The organism is Rahnella sp. R3(2024), from assembly GCF_042920125.1.
Lineage (GTDB): Bacteria > Pseudomonadota > Gammaproteobacteria > Enterobacterales > Enterobacteriaceae > Rahnella > Rahnella rivi.
On record NZ_JBHGBU010000001.1, the window covers coordinates 1710566 to 1726294 of the forward strand.

Annotated in this window: 8 protein-coding genes, 3 tRNA genes and 4 rRNA genes; 3 read left to right on the top strand and 12 right to left on the bottom strand. The window is 51.1% G+C overall.

Features of this window, described 5'->3' with window-relative positions; genetic code table 11:
* Position 1 precedes the first annotated feature (1 nt).
* From ABSH60_RS07695 to ABSH60_RS07715, 5 genes are all read right to left on the bottom strand, one after another.
* Complete coding sequence (locus tag ABSH60_RS07695) at positions 2 to 274, bottom strand: helix-turn-helix domain-containing protein (RefSeq protein WP_056782512.1); 273 nt, start codon at positions 272 to 274, stop codon at positions 2 to 4.
* A gap of 25 nt (positions 275 to 299) precedes the next feature.
* Positions 300 to 1271 (bottom strand): fimbrial protein, encoded by a 972-nt coding sequence (locus ABSH60_RS07700; RefSeq protein ID WP_122094096.1) that lies wholly within the window; start codon positions 1269 to 1271, stop codon positions 300 to 302.
* Between the two features lie 55 nt (positions 1272 to 1326).
* A complete protein-coding gene (locus tag ABSH60_RS07705; RefSeq protein ID WP_390973424.1) occupies positions 1327 to 2064 on the bottom strand; it encodes a fimbria/pilus periplasmic chaperone in 738 nt (245 codons plus the stop codon).
* 48 nt (positions 2065 to 2112) lie between these two features.
* Complete coding sequence (locus ABSH60_RS07710; protein WP_390973426.1) at positions 2113 to 4626, bottom strand: fimbria/pilus outer membrane usher protein; 2514 nt, start codon at positions 4624 to 4626, stop codon at positions 2113 to 2115.
* A gap of 94 nt (positions 4627 to 4720) precedes the next feature.
* Positions 4721 to 5305, bottom strand: coding sequence for a fimbrial protein (locus tag ABSH60_RS07715; protein WP_056782516.1), 585 nt, complete (start codon positions 5303 to 5305; stop codon positions 4721 to 4723).
* Between the two features lie 690 nt (positions 5306 to 5995).
* On the opposite strand from ABSH60_RS07715, the gene acs reads away from it, so the two are divergent.
* Genes acs through actP form a run of 3 tightly spaced genes read left to right on the top strand, consistent with a single transcriptional unit; the run spans position 5996 to position 9984 of the window.
* Positions 5996 to 7957: an acetate--CoA ligase gene (acs, locus tag ABSH60_RS07720; protein ID WP_390973428.1), complete on the top strand. Its 1962-nt coding sequence runs from the start codon at positions 5996 to 5998 to the stop codon at positions 7955 to 7957.
* A 54-nt stretch (positions 7958 to 8011) separates the two neighbouring features.
* Positions 8012 to 8323: a DUF485 domain-containing protein gene (locus ABSH60_RS07725; RefSeq protein WP_056782518.1), complete on the top strand. Its 312-nt coding sequence runs from the start codon at positions 8012 to 8014 to the stop codon at positions 8321 to 8323.
* The gene (actP, locus tag ABSH60_RS07730) at positions 8320 to 9984 is read left to right on the top strand and encodes a cation/acetate symporter ActP (protein WP_056782519.1); all 1665 of its coding nucleotides are present in this window, start codon (positions 8320 to 8322) and stop codon (positions 9982 to 9984) included. The genes ABSH60_RS07725 and actP overlap by 4 nt, the downstream gene beginning before the upstream one ends.
* 194 nt (positions 9985 to 10178) lie before the next feature.
* Here the strand turns inward: actP and rrf (ABSH60_RS07735) are convergent.
* From rrf (ABSH60_RS07735) to ABSH60_RS07765, 7 genes are all read right to left on the bottom strand, one after another.
* Positions 10179 to 10294: ribosomal RNA gene (rrf, locus tag ABSH60_RS07735) — 5S ribosomal RNA — on the bottom strand.
* Between the two features lie 37 nt (positions 10295 to 10331).
* Positions 10332 to 10407 (bottom strand) — tRNA-Thr (locus ABSH60_RS07740).
* Positions 10408 to 10457: 50 nt separating this feature from the next.
* Positions 10458 to 10573 (bottom strand): 5S ribosomal RNA (gene rrf, locus ABSH60_RS07745).
* Between the two features lie 116 nt (positions 10574 to 10689).
* A 23S ribosomal RNA gene (locus ABSH60_RS07750) occupies positions 10690 to 13598 on the bottom strand.
* 214 nt (positions 13599 to 13812) lie between these two features.
* A tRNA-Ala gene (locus ABSH60_RS07755) sits at positions 13813 to 13888 on the bottom strand.
* A 133-nt stretch (positions 13889 to 14021) separates the two neighbouring features.
* A tRNA-Ile gene (locus ABSH60_RS07760) sits at positions 14022 to 14098 on the bottom strand.
* Positions 14099 to 14169: 71 nt separating this feature from the next.
* Positions 14170 to 15712: ribosomal RNA gene (locus ABSH60_RS07765) — 16S ribosomal RNA — on the bottom strand.
* The 16S, 23S and 5S rRNA genes sit together here with 3 tRNA genes alongside, the layout of an rRNA operon.
* Positions 15713 to 15729 lie beyond the last annotated feature (17 nt).

Consider the following 15729-nt stretch of genomic DNA (forward strand, 5'->3'; position numbering starts at 1 on the left):
GTTATTTGTAATACAGGTATAGATGGAAGCCGCAGGCCTGCGCATAACGTGTCAGGGTGTTAAAGCTGGCCTGCGCCGGACGCTTTTCAAGGCGCGTGATCGCCGGAGGCGTCACGCCGAGGCGCCTGGCCAGCTCGGTTTTACTTAACCCCGCATCTTCCCGCAGGGTTTGGAGCATCGCGTGAATCTGAGTTTCGGCTATGAGTTCCGGTGCCTGTGCTGAGTAAACCGGTTCTTCCAGCGCTTGCGCGCGCAGCTTGGCGGTTCTAAACATGTCGTTCTCCCTGTACTGAAATAGGTCAGTAATAGTTGATCTTGACGATCACTGACGCGTCAAACTGCCCAAGTGAAAGTGTTTTCCCGGGTATCGCGCTGAGTTTTGCTGTGAAGTTTTTGGTGACTTCATTGACGTTGTTCAGTTCAGCAAAGTTGTCGTAGCGATTGAAGGTAATCGCCTGTTCTTTCTCGTTATAAAGCATCAGCTTCGCGCCGTTCGACAGGTCAATGGCGGTGTTATCAAGTAAAGGACTGGCCGTTGAGAATTCGGCCTGAAGTGAGAAATTATCCAGACATCCCTGCTTCACCGCCTTGATAGCAAAGGGCAGAGAAATCCCGGAGGAGCGCGAAAGCGTGGTGCTTTGAATCGCGCCAAAATCAACGATCTGTGATTCCGGGTAAACCTTCAAATCTGAACCGCAGGCCAGAAAACGGATCCCCTGTAATCCCGAGAGGTTGTATTTGAGATTTTTAGCCCCCGGTGATTTGTTGATGCCTCTGCTGCCGTCGAGCTGGAATACCGTGAACTGATCGGCTCCCTGATAATGCCCGCTGGAAGGCGCATTACCGCTGACTTTGATGTACAAGCGGAACGTGACATTAACCGTGACGTTCTGCCCTCTTTTGATGGGCGCGCTGTTGGTGCTCAGGCGCTGTTCGTTTTGCTCCAAATCCTGCCCGTTATAACTCACACCCAGCAGCAACCCTTCACCAATCGACTGGGATTTTGGGTTGAAGTAGAAATGGACGACGTCAATGATTGAGCCGAGCACATTGTCGCAATAGGCCGTCACATTAATGTCGTTCGATTCCCAAATTTTAGTGCCGACAGGTACGTTAGCGGGGATCGCCAGCTGGCCGACCGGAATGGCCGGTTTATCCACTATGCCGGTGCCTTTTTCCACACAATCGAGCGCCAGCGCACTGCCGGAAAACAGGCACAGCAGGAGGAATAGCGTCACCCGCACCCGGACTAATTTATAAATTTCAGGCATAACTCTCCCTACCTTTCAGATAAACCGGCTCATTCACACAGAGTTCGCACTGGGGTTATTTTTTGGCATCCTTGCTGATGCGCTGACATTGCATGGCGGTACACGTGTACTGATTTATCTGCAGGCCGCCGTAGTCGTCCATATAACCGATGCTGTATGTGGCACTGACATACTGACTGCCGGTGAGTGATTCTGTGGCAAACGGCGCCAGCATGACGCTGTCAAAACCCGGCACGTTGCCTTTGTTGTCTTTGCCCAAATACCCGACTGTGATATAGAACGGCGTGGGGTTCGTCAGTTTCAGCCCGTCATTGAGACGGCTTATCTGAAGCTGCTCCTGCCAGTTGCCCTTTATCAGCTTGCGTAATTCAGCAGGACGGAAGAACAATTTCACCCGGCTTTGAATCGCCACCTGCATGACGTTGGCCATCTCGCTCTTTGGCGGCACTTCACGCACGTTAAAATAAAACAGCGACTCACGGTCTTTAGGGAGTGCGGCCGCCTCGGGTAACTGCAAGATACGGATCTGACTCTTCTGACCGGCATCAATGCGTTGCATCGGCGGCAGCGCCACCAGGGGCGATGTGATTTTTTCGCCCTGTGCATTCTCCAGCCAGACCTGCGCCAGATAAGGTAAATCCTTACTCTGGTTTTCAAGCATGACGCTGACAGACTTATCACTGGCGTTATAAATGATGCGTGTCCGGTCGAGATTCACGGCGGCCAGCACCGGCTGGAGCACTCCGGTTAACATGAGTAGTGCGCCACTGAATCGTAATATCAGGTTCTTCATCCGGTCATTCCTTTGCTGATTAGCTCTGTTTCATGGTTGTTGGCGCGCTCAGGTGCACGGTAATAACACCTGGCCGCTTTGCGTTGCGGTGTCTGATGGCACCTGAATGCGGCACTGGTTTTCATCTCCCCAGCGTACGGTCAGCGATTTCTCCCCGGAAACCCCGGCCAGGTAGGCCAGCCCGCCATCGCCAATCAGCCCCGCTTCAAACCCGGAACTGTTGTCGGTGACAGAAGCTCCCAGAGGCGGGTGGCTGCCGTCGGCCAGACGGATCACCGCCATCAGACGTTCACCTTTGATCGCACGAATTTTGCGAAAACCAATCGCTCCTTCGGTCAGTGTCTTACTGACCACCGAGCTGTACACCTCTACGTCATCCGGTAAATGGTTTACATCAACGCGGATATCGGAGGTCTGATAGCTGGACACGCCATTCACCACGGCGATACCGTAATCATTGGTGATCGACGCACCGTCGCTGATTGGAATACCTTTTACGCCGGTGGACACCATCATTCGCGGTTCACTGCCCGCGCTGCTTTGATGCAATGCCGCGCCAGCCGCCGTCGCCGTCATCGAGCCATACCAGTTGGCGTTCACCGACCGGTAATCGTTATTTTTGACGCTGCCGTTCACACCAAACTGGCCGTAAGGCGACATGTGCTGATAGTTGGCCCGGAAGACGCCATCGCCTTTTTGCAGATCAGGGCTGCTACCCCCTGCGCCGACACGCCAGGTGTTATTTGGATCCTGACTGTTGTAATACGACGCGGTTTGCGAGAAACCGCCCTGCGAGTCCTGTTGTGCGTCGTAGCTGACCTGTTGCCCGGAAGAGAGCGGCAGGCTGAATGACAGGAACATCTGGTTTTCATCGGTATCCCGGTATTTCAGCTTACTGGCCGAGAAGGTGGCAGAAATACCGGTGAAACGTCCGATATCAAAAATTTTGCTCACCGACACGCTGTAGTTATTGCTTGGATTTTCGTTCCAGTAGACCTTGTGCGTGGCTGACAGATACAGGGTGATCGCCGGCCACGGCAGATACTGGTTGGCAGTCACGGTATAGGTTTGTTTATCGTCACGGGAATAGCCGTCGCCATTCACTTTGTCGAGATACTGACTGAACGACATGAAGGTTTTTTCAGTGAAACGATAGCCGGCAAAGGTGATCTGGCTGCCCGTGGAATCAAAACGCTTCGAATAGTTGGCGCGATAACTGAAACCCGTCTGCCTGCCCGCCACCGGAACCGTTGCCGATGAACGCGTCACGTCGAAAGAGACTGCGCCCAGTTTTTGCAGATTTTGCCCGACGCCCAGTGCCTGCGCCTGATAATTACCGGTGGTCGAAATCAGCCCGCCGTATAACGAGAAATCATTCAACGCGCCCCACGACATTTCGCCGCTGTAAAAGCCTGGCTGTAAAACGCGGTTATTGTTGCCGGTTGTTGGTTTACCCATCGCGGTCTTGAAGCGCACCTGGCCCTTACGGGTCAGGAACGGAATGGTCGCGGTCGTCACCTGATAGGTTGTGACGCTGCCATTTTCCTCTTCAATCTTTACGTCCAGCGCGCCCTGCACAGCTTCTGTCAGATCCTGAACCACGAACGGCCCCGGAGAAACGTTCGTCTGATAAATCACACGGCCATTCTGACTGATACTCACTTTGGCGTTGGTTTTTGCAATACCCGTGACCTGCGGTGCATAACCGCGCAGGGATGGCGGCAGCATTCGCTGATCGCTGTTCACAGAAGCCCCGATAAAACGAAATGAATCAAAGATATCGGAATTGAAATAAGTCTGGCCGGCGGTGAGACGTGCACCGATGGAAGGCAGCGCGCGAAACAGGTAGGTCTGCGTCCAGGTGAATTTATCGTTAGCCGGGCTGCCAGAGGTGCGTGAGGCTGAATATTGATAATCCGCGCGTGCCCGCCACGGCCCCAGATTGAATCCGGTGGTCCCGTAACTGCTGACGCTGGTCGAGCTATCACCTTGCTGTGGCATATATTTGCTGCCCAGCAGGTTGTAATCGAGTAACGCGCCATTCACGCCCTCATCCCATTGCGAGGGTGGCACCCAGTTTTCATCATGAAAGGTTAACCAGGCCTGCGGAATGCTGATATTCAGCGTTTGTTTTTCCTGATCGTAACGCGCAGTCACTTCCTTCTGCTGATCCAGAGAAGTGCACTGGCCCTGATGCCAGAGCGTAAGTTTTTCCCGCGCAGCCGGGGTCAGATCGAATTTATCGACCAGTGAAGGCGGTATGCACAAACGGCTGTTCTGGTTGTTAACAGAACTATCGTCTGTCGGAATATATTTTATGAGGCTTTGATCGCCCAGGGTACGGCCGTTCAATACCACATCTAACAGGTATTCTCCGGGGGCGATGTAATTTGCAGTCTGAAAGCGTGAGAGATCGACATTATTACGATCAGCAGAATCAATAAAGTTAACGTTAAACTCTACCGCGAAGCTTTTGATTGAAATAAGGCATCCTGAGAAGAGGAAAATACACCCTGAAGTGATCCTCTTTACTGCTGACGCTCTGTCCAAGGCAAACAACATAATTACGCCACTTTTTTATTTTTATAGATCCAGCACGGAACCCCGATGCACCTGAAAATAAAGGGGAGAAAACTCCCCTTAATAAAAAAGACGATTATTTATAATTCAGCGCGTAAGTAGCCTGAGAAACGATCGTACCGGTTGAAACCGGCTGAGTATTCGCTTCCACACGTGCAGCAAAGACCAGCTCGTTGTTACCGGTGACCAGATTGATGTCTTTGGAGGTATCACCCACTTTCAGCAAGTCACCGTTGGCATCAATTAAACGGATGCCCGCGCCTTTCGCGCTGCCGGTGTTTGCCAGTAATTCAGTGGCACTGCTGTCTGGCGTGCCGGCAAAGGAAACCGCCACTTTAGACATAGCCGGATACTCAACTGAACCCGCGGTTTGCGCGGTCAGGTTACAATCTTGCAGATGGATGGTGTAGTTAACGTTCTGAGAATATTTATTGCCGCTTTCTAATACTTTATTCGCGACCTGGCCCATATTGACATTAATGTCTTCATCGCCTGCAGCAATTGAGCATGGCGCATTAATCACGGTTCCGGTGAAATGAATACGGCCTGAGCCCTGGTCGGCACCCACAGGAGGCGTTCCGGTCGCATCTTCTGCAAAAGCTGAAGCAGAAATAAAGGCAGATAAAGCAATAATCAGTGTCTTGTTCTTGGCGTTAAACATAATTTGTCCTTGAGATTTTAACGGTAGTTATTAAGCCATAAGCTATTAAGCGATATTTTTCGCTGTACCGAAGAGAGCACCCCTCTCTTGCCAGATCAATATACTGATATTTGCTTTTTAACGTTATAATAATTTGCATAATGCAAATATTAAGAACTTTAGTCTTACATTAATATTTAAATCTCATCTTTATGAAGGGAAATTAACTTATAGGTAAAAATTATTAACATTAAATGTTACGCCATGAAGGCAAATCACTTCGGTTAATGTGCCAGATTAAGCTTTATTTAACCAAATGTTTACTTTTAATCTAAATTGTTTTCACTTTCGAACCGGCATTGATACATTTTTGGGGTCAGATGTCGGAAAAACCTTCATGCAGGTCAAAAAACTCGCTTGTCAGGAATATTCCCTATTTCGGCAGAGATCATATTCGGCTTCTTTCTTATTTCATTATTAATGCGACTTTATGAGTAAGGATATTTTTCAGTGGTTTTTACTGCCGCAGGCCATTAAAAGATCACGCTTATATTGTCTATTTATGTGGCATGTACCGCAGCGGCCTTGCCAATGTCTTGCCGGTTTAGCGCGACTTGCGTGATCTGACACCCAAAAAGCAAACAAAGGCCTGACGCAAACTACACTTAACCTTTGATTGACATATCATTAACAAATCAAAGGAGAAAAACCATGAGCCATGTTTACAAGCATCCTATTCCTGCCTCTGTTGCAGAACGTACCCTGATCACACCTGAGAAATATCAGCAGTTTTATCAACAGTCTGTAGAAGATCCGCAGGCATTCTGGGGAGAACAGGCGAAAGTTCTCGACTGGATTAAACCTTTCACAAAAGTGAAGAACACCTCTTTCGCGCCGGGAAATATCGATATTCGCTGGTTTGAGGACGGAACTCTGAATCTCGCTGCCAACTGTCTGGATCGTCATCTGGCAGAGAAAGGCGATCAGACCGCATTAATCTGGGAAGGCGATGACCCCAACGCTGAAAATAAGCACGTCACCTACAAACAACTGCATCATGACGTCTGTCAGTTCGCGAATGTGCTGAAAAATCTGGGCGTTAAGAAAGGCGACGTCGTGGCTATCTATATGCCTATGGTGCCGGAAGCGGCGGTGGCAATGCTGGCTTGTGCCCGTATTGGTGCCGTGCATTCTGTGATTTTCGCGGGCTTCTCACCGGAAGCCGTGGCGGGACGCATTGTAGATTCAAGCGCTAAAGTCGTGATCACTGCGGATGAAGGCCTGCGTGCTGGAAGAACCATTCCACTGAAACAAAACGTAGATGACGCTCTGAAAAATCCTTCCGTCACGACGGTGACTCACTCCATTATTTTCAAGCGCACCGGCAAACAGGGTGAATGGAAGGAAGGACGTGATATCTGGTGGCATGACGCGATCTCAGGCGTGCCGGCAGACTGCCCGGCCGAAGAAATGAATGCCGAAGACCCGCTGTTCATCCTCTATACCTCAGGTTCCACCGGCAAACCGAAAGGCGTGCTGCATACCACAGGCGGTTACCTTGTTTATGCCGCGCTGACCTTCAGGTACACCTTTGACTACCATGACGGCGACATTTACTGGTGTACCGCTGATGTCGGCTGGGTAACCGGCCACAGCTATTTACTCTATGGCCCGCTGGCCTGTGGGGCGATAAGCCTGATGTTCGAAGGAGTGCCAAATTATCCGACACCGGCACGCATGGCGCAGGTTATTGATAAGCATAAAGTGAATATTCTTTATACCGCGCCCACGGCAATTCGTGCACTGATGGCTGAAGGCGATAAAGCGATTGAAGGCACCAGCCGCGAATCGCTGAGGATCATGGGGTCCGTCGGGGAACCGATCAATCCGGAGGCCTGGGAGTGGTATTACAAAACCATCGGGAACAGTAAGTGCCCGATTGTTGATACCTGGTGGCAAACCGAAACCGGCGGATTCATGATCACGCCGTTGCCTGGCGCGACTGAACTGAAAGCCGGTTCCGCCACGCGTCCTTTCTTCGGCGTACAACCTGCGCTGGTGGATAACGAGGGCGTGCCTCAGGAAGGCGCTTGCGAAGGCAATCTGGTGATCACCGATTCATGGCCTGGTCAGGCGCGCACTCTGTTTGGTGACCATGAACGCTTCGAGCAAACCTACTTTTCCACCTTCAAAAACATGTATTTCAGCGGAGATGGTGCCCGCCGTGATGAAGACGGTTACTACTGGATAACTGGCCGCGTGGATGATGTTCTGAACATTTCTGGCCACCGTTTGGGCACGGCGGAGATTGAATCTGCGCTTGTTTCTCATCCTAAAATTGCAGAAGCCGCAGTCGTGGGCATTCCGCACAGCATTAAAGGTCAGGCAATTTACGCATACATCACGCTGAATCATGGCGAAGAACCTTCCCCTGAGCTGTATACGGAAGTCAGAAACTGGGTGCGAAAGGAGATTGGTTCGATTGCCACCCCGGACATTCTTCACTGGACGGATTCTTTACCAAAAACCCGTTCCGGCAAAATTATGCGCCGCATTCTGCGCAAAATTGCAGCCGGTGACACAAGCAATCTGGGAGATACCTCAACGCTGGCGGATCCGGGCGTTGTCGAGAAACTGTTGGAAGAAAAACAATCAATGAAAGTGCCGTCCTAATTTTCACCGCCCTGGCGCGGTGAACTCTATCAATGCCTCAAAGGAGTCACTGAGATGAATGATCTCATTTATCAGAGAGTTGTAAGTAATCCGCGTTTCAGGGAGCTGGTGCAAAAGCGCAGCCGTTTTGCCTGGCTGCTTTCAGGTATTACCCTGGTCATGTACGTCGCCTTTATTTTATTGATCGCATTCGACCCGCAATGGCTGGGAACGCCATTGTATGAAGGGGCCACCATTACGCGGGGTATTCCTGTCGGCGTCGGATTGATTGTGATTTCTTTCATACTCACCGGTATTTATGTTATTCGCGCGAATGGTGAATTTGACCGGCTGACAGCAGATATCGTCCGTGAGGTGCAGCCATGAGTGCTCGCCGTGGTTCCCTGCTTCTGTTGTTATCCCTGACCTTTCCTTTTAGCGTATTCGCTGCAGAAGGTATTTCCGGCGAAGTGAAGGCTCAGCCTCTCAATATTGAAGCGATTGTGATGTTCCTGCTCTTCGTTGGCGCCACGCTGTACATTACCTATTGGGCCTCCAAACGAACCCGTTCTCGTCAGGACTATTACACTGCAGGCGGTAAGATCACCGGGTTGCAGAACGGTATGGCAATTGCCGGGGACTTTATGTCTGCGGCTTCTTTCCTCGGGATCTCCGCGCTGGTGTATACCTCGGGTTACGACGGATTAATTTACTCCATCGGTTTCCTGATTGGCTGGCCGATCATTTTGTTCCTGATCGCCGAACGTCTGCGTAATTTGGGCAAATATACCTTCGCAGATGTGGCATCTTACCGCCTCAAACAGAAGCCTATCCGCGTACTTTCAGCCTGCGGTTCATTGGTTGTCGTCGCTCTGTATTTGATTGCTCAGATGGTGGGTGCCGGTAAGTTAATTCAACTCCTGTTCGGCCTGAACTATCACGTGGCTGTCGTGCTGGTTGGGATCCTGATGGTGCTCTACGTCCTCTTCGGCGGCATGCTGGCAACCACATGGGTTCAGATCATCAAAGCGATCCTGCTTTTAGCCGGTGCCACATTTATGGCCGTCATGGTCATGAAGTCCGTCAACTTTAACTTCAACACGCTCTTTACCCAGGCGGTCGCAGCCCATCCGAAAGGTATCGCGATCATGAGCCCAGGAGGGCTAGTCTCTGATCCCATATCGGCATTGTCGCTGGGTCTTGCGCTGATGTTCGGGACCGCTGGTCTGCCACACATTTTAATGCGTTTCTTCACCGTTAACGACGCCAAAGAAGCCCGTAAAAGCGTGTTCTATGCCACTGGATTTATTGGGTATTTCTACATTCTGACCTTCATTATTGGCTTTGGTGCAATAGTGCTGGTGGGGTCTAATCCGGCATTCAAAGATGCAAGCGGCATCTTGCTTGGCGGGAACAACATGGCCGCTGTGCATCTGGCAGATGCCGTCGGTGGTAGCTTCTTCCTCGGTTTTATCTCTGCTGTTGCATTCGCAACGATCCTGGCGGTAGTCGCCGGCTTAACGCTGGCAGGTGCTTCAGCGGTATCTCATGACCTCTATGCGAGCGTAATCAAAGACGGTAAAGCAACGGAGAAAGATGAATTACGCGTGTCGAAAGTAACCGTGATTGTTCTGGGTATTGTCGCTATCGGATTGGGTATTTTGTTTGAAAAACAAAACATTGCCTTCATGGTGGGATTAGCATTCTCGATTGCAGCAAGTTGCAACTTCCCGATCATCATACTCTCGATGTATTGGGCGAAACTGACAACGCGTGGAGCAATGGTTGGGGGATGGCTCGGATTACTGACGGCAGTGATCCTGATGATTCTGGGACCTACGATTTGGGTACAGATTTTGGGACATGCAAAACCAATTTATCCTTATGAGTATCCGGCATTGTTCTCCATGATCGTTGCATTTGTCGGCACCTGGTTCTTCTCGATTACGGATAATTCTCTGGAAGGACAGAAAGAGAGGGAGCGTTTTTATCCTCAGTTTGTTCGTTCACAGACCGGGATCGGCATATCACAAAGCTCTAATCACTGATTTATGCGTAGTAAGCGGTAAAAATACAAAAGGCCACCGACAAGGTGGCCTTTTATTTACAGATATATCTTCAACTTCCCCACACTAAAAAACTGCAAGTTATGGCAGAGCTTTCTCATCGTGGAATAAATTACCTGATCACATAAAAGACAAAAGCCCCGTACGCAAGTACGGGGCTTTTGTCTTTTATTGATGCCTGGCAGTTCCCTACTCTCGCATGGGGAGACCCCACACTACCATCGGCGCTACGGCGTTTCACTTCTGAGTTCGGCATGGGGTCAGGTGGGACCACCGCGCTACTGCCGCCAGGCAAATTCTGTTAATTTACCGAACTCTACGCTTATTACTGGTGCTGATACCCAGAGTCGAACTGGGGACCTCACCCTTACCAAGGGTGCGCTCTACCAACTGAGCCATATCAGCACGCTTATTCTTATAACAATTTGCTTTAAAGCAAATCTTACTAATTTGATGCCTGGCAGTTCCCTACTCTCGCATGGGGAGACCCCACACTACCATCGGCGCTACGGCGTTTCACTTCTGAGTTCGGCATGGGGTCAGGTGGGACCACCGCGCTAGTGCCGCCAGGCAAATTCTGTTTCATCCATAACGCGCACCTTAAATCAGGCTTGCACTACGAACCAATCTCGGAACATTCAGCTGAAAATCTACTTCAGAGCCACTCTAAAACACCTTTGGTGTTGTAAGGTTAAGCCTCTCGGGTCATTAGTACTGGTTAGCTCAATGCATCGCTGCACTTACACACCCAGCCTATCAACGTCTTAGTCTTAAACGTCCCTTCAGGTGGCTTAAAGCCACAGGGAAGACTCATCTCGAGGCAAGTTTCGCGCTTAGATGCTTTCAGCGCTTATCTTTTCCGCATTTAGCTACCGGGCAATGCCATTGGCATGACAACCCGAACACCAGTGATGCGTCCACTCCGGTCCTCTCGTACTAGGAGCAGCCCCTCTCAATCTTCCAACGCCCACGGCAGATAGGGACCGAACTGTCTCACGACGTTCTAAACCCAGCTCGCGTACCACTTTAAACGGCGAACAGCCGTACCCTTGGGACCTACTTCAGCCCCAGGATGTGATGAGCCGACATCGAGGTGCCAAACACCGCCGTCGATATGAACTCTTGGGCGGTATCAGCCTGTTATCCCCGGAGTACCTTTTATCCGTTGAGCGATGGCCCTTCCATTCAGAACCACCGGATCACTATGACCTACTTTCGTACCTGCTCGAGCCGTCACTCTCGCAGTCAAGCTAGCTTATGCCATTGCACTAACCTCACGATGTCCGACCGTGATTAGCTAACCTTCGTGCTCCTCCGTTACTCTTTAGGAGGAGACCGCCCCAGTCAAACTACCCACCAGACACTGTCCTCACCCCGGATTACGGGGCCGAGTTAGAACATCAAACATTAAAGGGTGGTATTTCAAGGTTGGCTCCACGCAGACTGGCGTCCACGCTTCAAAGCCTCCCACCTATCCTACACATCAAGGCTCAATGTTCAGTGTCAAGCTATAGTAAAGGTTCACGGGGTCTTTCCGTCTTGCCGCGGGTACACTGCATCTTCACAGCGAGTTCAATTTCACTGAGTCTCGGGTGGAGACAGCCTGGCCATCATTACGCCATTCGTGCAGGTCGGAACTTACCCGACAAGGAATTTCGCTACCTTAGGACCGTTATAGTTACGGCCGCCGTTTACCGGGGCTTCGATCAAGAGCTTCGCATTGCTGCTAACCCCATCAATTAACCTTCCGGCACCGGGCAGGCGTCACACCGTATACGTCCACTTTCGTGTTTGCACAGTGCTGTGTTTTTATTAAACAGTTGCAGCCAGCTGGTATCTGCGACTGGCTTCAGCTCCGGGAGCAAGTCCCTTCACCTACGCGCCAGCGTGCCTTCTCCCGAAGTTACGGCACCATTTTGCCTAGTTCCTTCACCCGAGTTCTCTCAAGCGCCTGAGTATTCTCTACCTGACCACCTGTGTCGGTTTGGGGTACGATTTCGTGTTACCTGGAGCTTAGAGGCTTTTCCTGGAAGCATGGCATCAACTACTTCACCACCGTAGTGGCTCGTTATCACGCCTCAGGGTTAGTATGTAACCGGATTTACCAAGTCACACCCCCTACACGCTTGAACCGGGACAACCGTCGCCCGGCTAGCCTAGCCTTCTCCGTCCCCCCTTCGCAGTAACACCAAGTGCTGGAATATTAACCAGCTTCCCATCGACTACGCTTTTCAGCCTCGCCTTAGGGGTCGACTCACCCTGCCCCGATTAACGTTGGACAGGAACCCTTGGTCTTCCGGCGTGCGGGTTTTTCACCCGCATTATCGTTACTTATGTCAGCATTCGCACTTCTGATACCTCCAGCAACCCTCACAGGTCACCTTCGACGGCTTACAGAACGCTCCCCTACCCAACAACGCCTAAGCGTCGCTGCCGCAGCTTCGGTGCATGGTTTAGCCCCGTTACATCTTCCGCGCAGGCCGACTCGACCAGTGAGCTATTACGCTTTCTTTAAATGATGGCTGCTTCTAAGCCAACATCCTGGCTGTCTATGCCTTCCCACATCGTTTCCCACTTAACCATGACTTTGGGACCTTAGCTGGCGGTCTGGGTTGTTTCCCTCTTCACGACGGACGTTAGCACCCGCCGTGTGTCTCCCGTGATAACATTCTTCGGTATTCGTAGTTTGCATCGAGTTGGTAAGCCGGGATGGCCCCCTAGTCGAAACAGTGCTCTACCCCCGAAGATGAGTTCACGAGGCGCTACCTAAATAGCTTTCGGGGAGAACCAGCTATCTCCCGGTTTGATTGGCCTTTCACCCCCAGCCACAAGTCATCCGCTAATTTTTCAACATTAGTCGGTTCGGTCCTCCAGTTAGTGTTACCCAACCTTCAACCTGCCCATGGCTAGATCACCGGGTTTCGGGTCTATACCTTGCAACTTGACGCCCAGTTAAGACTCGGTTTCCCTACGGCTCCCCTATACGGTTAACCTTGCTACAAAATATAAGTCGCTGACCCATTATACAAAAGGTACGCAGTCACCCAACAAAGTAGGCTCCCACTGCTTGTACGTACACGGTTTCAGGTTCTATTTCACTCCCCTCGCCGGGGTTCTTTTCGCCTTTCCCTCACGGTACTGGTTCACTATCGGTCAGTCAGGAGTATTTAGCCTTGGAGGATGGTCCCCCCATATTCAGACAGGATGTCACGTGTCCCGCCCTACTCATCGAACTCACAATGCATGCATTTTTGTGTACGGGACTATCACCCTATACTGTGCGACTTTCCAGACGCTTCCACTAACACATACGCTGATGTTGGTTCTGGGCTCTTCCCCGTTCGCTCGCCGCTACTGGGGGAATCTCGGTTGATTTCTTTTCCTCGGGGTACTTAGATGTTTCAGTTCCCCCGGTTCGCCTTGCATGGCTATGTATTCACCATGCAATAGTGTGTCGAAACACACTGGGTTTCCCCATTCGGGTATCGTCGGTTATAACGGTTCATATCACCTTACCGACGCTTTTCGCAGATTAGCACGCCCTTCATCGCCTCTGACTGCCTAGGCATCCACCGTGTACGCTTAGTCGCTTAACCTCACAACCCGAAGGTGTCTTAAAGACATCGTCGCGCTGCGATTATTTGAGAGACTCTGTTACAGACTAACCCACCACTCAGTACTTCTACGGAGAGTGATGTTCAGCTGTAAACTTTCAATTTTCAGCTTGTTCCAGATTGTTAAAGAGCAAAATACTTCGCAGCATACTGTTACCAATATACTCTGAAGTATTATTTAGGGGCTGTACGGTAATGGTGGAGCTAAGCGGGATCGAACCGCTGACCTCCTGCGTGCAAGGCAGGCGCTCTCCCAGCTGAGCTATAGCCCCATACAGTCACTTACAGATACCTTAATTACTCATCGTTCAGATGAGTCAGCCAATTACTTTCTCATCAAGGTGGAGTCATGCGAAGTTTGCTTGTGCAAACGAGACATGGCGACAACGAAGAGGAGGAAGGAATTGGTAGGCCTGAGTGGACTTGAACCACCGACCTCACCCTTATCAGGGGTGCGCTCTAACCACCTGAGCTACAAGCCTATTAAGGTATTTCTGCTCGTTACTTTCTATCAGACAATCTGTGTGGACACTGCACAATGCGTATCTTTAGGTAAGGAGGTGATCCAACCGCAGGTTCCCCTACGGTTACCTTGTTACGACTTCACCCCAGTCATGAATCACAAAGTGGTAAGCGCCCTCCCGAAGGTTAAGCTACCTACTTCTTTTGCAACCCACTCCCATGGTGTGACGGGCGGTGTGTACAAGGCCCGGGAACGTATTCACCGTAGCATTCTGATCTACGATTACTAGCGATTCCGACTTCATGGAGTCGAGTTGCAGACTCCAATCCGGACTACGACATACTTTATGAGGTCCGCTTGCTCTCGCGAGTTTGCTTCTCTTTGTATATGCCATTGTAGCACGTGTGTAGCCCTACTCGTAAGGGCCATGATGACTTGACGTCATCCCCACCTTCCTCCGGTTTATCACCGGCAGTCTCCTTTGAGTTCCCACCATTATGTGCTGGCAACAAAGGATAAGGGTTGCGCTCGTTGCGGGACTTAACCCAACATTTCACAACACGAGCTGACGACAGCCATGCAGCACCTGTCTCAGAGTTCCCGAAGGCACTAAGCTATCTCTAGCGAATTCTCTGGATGTCAAGAGTAGGTAAGGTTCTTCGCGTTGCATCGAATTAAACCACATGCTCCACCGCTTGTGCGGGCCCCCGTCAATTCATTTGAGTTTTAACCTTGCGGCCGTACTCCCCAGGCGGTCGACTTAACGCGTTAGCTCCGGAAGCCACGCCTCAAGGGCACAACCTCCAAGTCGACATCGTTTACAGCGTGGACTACCAGGGTATCTAATCCTGTTTGCTCCCCACGCTTTCGCACCTGAGCGTCAGTCTTTGTCCAGGGGGCCGCCTTCGCCACCGGTATTCCTCCAGATCTCTACGCATTTCACCGCTACACCTGGAATTCTACCCCCCTCTACAAGACTCTAGCTTGCCAGTTTCAAATGCAGTTCCCAAGTTAAGCTCGGGGATTTCACATCTGACTTAACAAACCGCCTGCGTGCGCTTTACGCCCAGTAATTCCGATTAACGCTTGCACCCTCCGTATTACCGCGGCTGCTGGCACGGAGTTAGCCGGTGCTTCTTCTGCGAGTAACGTCAATGTACAGTGCTATTAACACTGAACCCTTCCTCCTCGCTGAAAGTGCTTTACAACCCTAAGGCCTTCTTCACACACGCGGCATGGCTGCATCAGGCTTGCGCCCATTGTGCAATATTCCCCACTGCTGCCTCCCGTAGGAGTCTGGACCGTGTCTCAGTTCCAGTGTGGCTGGTCATCCTCTCAGACCAGCTAGGGATCGTCGCCTAGGTGAGCCATTACCCCACCTACTAGCTAATCCCATCTGGGCACATCCGATGGCGTGAGGCCCGAAGGTCCCCCACTTTGCTCTTGCGAGGTCATGCGGTATTAGCTACCGTTTCCAGTAGTTATCCCCCTCCATCAGGCAGTTTCCCAGACATTACTCACCCGTCCGCCGCTCGTCACCCAGAGAGCAAGCTCTCCCGTGCTACCGCTCGACTTGCATGTGTTAGGCCTGCCGCCAGCGTTCAATCTGAGCCATGATCAAACTCTTCAATTAAAAGTTCGATTTGCTTA

What these genes read in the sequence shown, in the direction of transcription:
- ABSH60_RS07695 (WP_056782512.1), bottom strand. Translation starts at nt 274, where the DNA reads ATGTTTAGAACCGCCAAGCTGCGCGCGCAAGCGCTGGAAGAACCGGTT.
- ABSH60_RS07700 (WP_122094096.1), bottom strand. Translation starts at nt 1,271, where the DNA reads ATGCCTGAAATTTATAAATTAGTCCGGGTGCGGGTGACGCTATTCCTC.
- ABSH60_RS07705 (WP_390973424.1), bottom strand. Translation starts at nt 2,064, where the DNA reads ATGAAGAACCTGATATTACGATTCAGTGGCGCACTACTCATGTTAACC.
- ABSH60_RS07710 (WP_390973426.1), bottom strand. Translation starts at nt 4,626, where the DNA reads ATGTTGTTTGCCTTGGACAGAGCGTCAGCAGTAAAGAGGATCACTTCA.
- ABSH60_RS07715 (WP_056782516.1), bottom strand. Translation starts at nt 5,305, where the DNA reads ATGTTTAACGCCAAGAACAAGACACTGATTATTGCTTTATCTGCCTTT.
- acs (WP_390973428.1), top strand. Translation starts at nt 5,996, where the DNA reads ATGAGCCATGTTTACAAGCATCCTATTCCTGCCTCTGTTGCAGAACGT.
- ABSH60_RS07725 (WP_056782518.1), top strand. Translation starts at nt 8,012, where the DNA reads ATGAATGATCTCATTTATCAGAGAGTTGTAAGTAATCCGCGTTTCAGG.
- actP (WP_056782519.1), top strand. Translation starts at nt 8,320, where the DNA reads ATGAGTGCTCGCCGTGGTTCCCTGCTTCTGTTGTTATCCCTGACCTTT.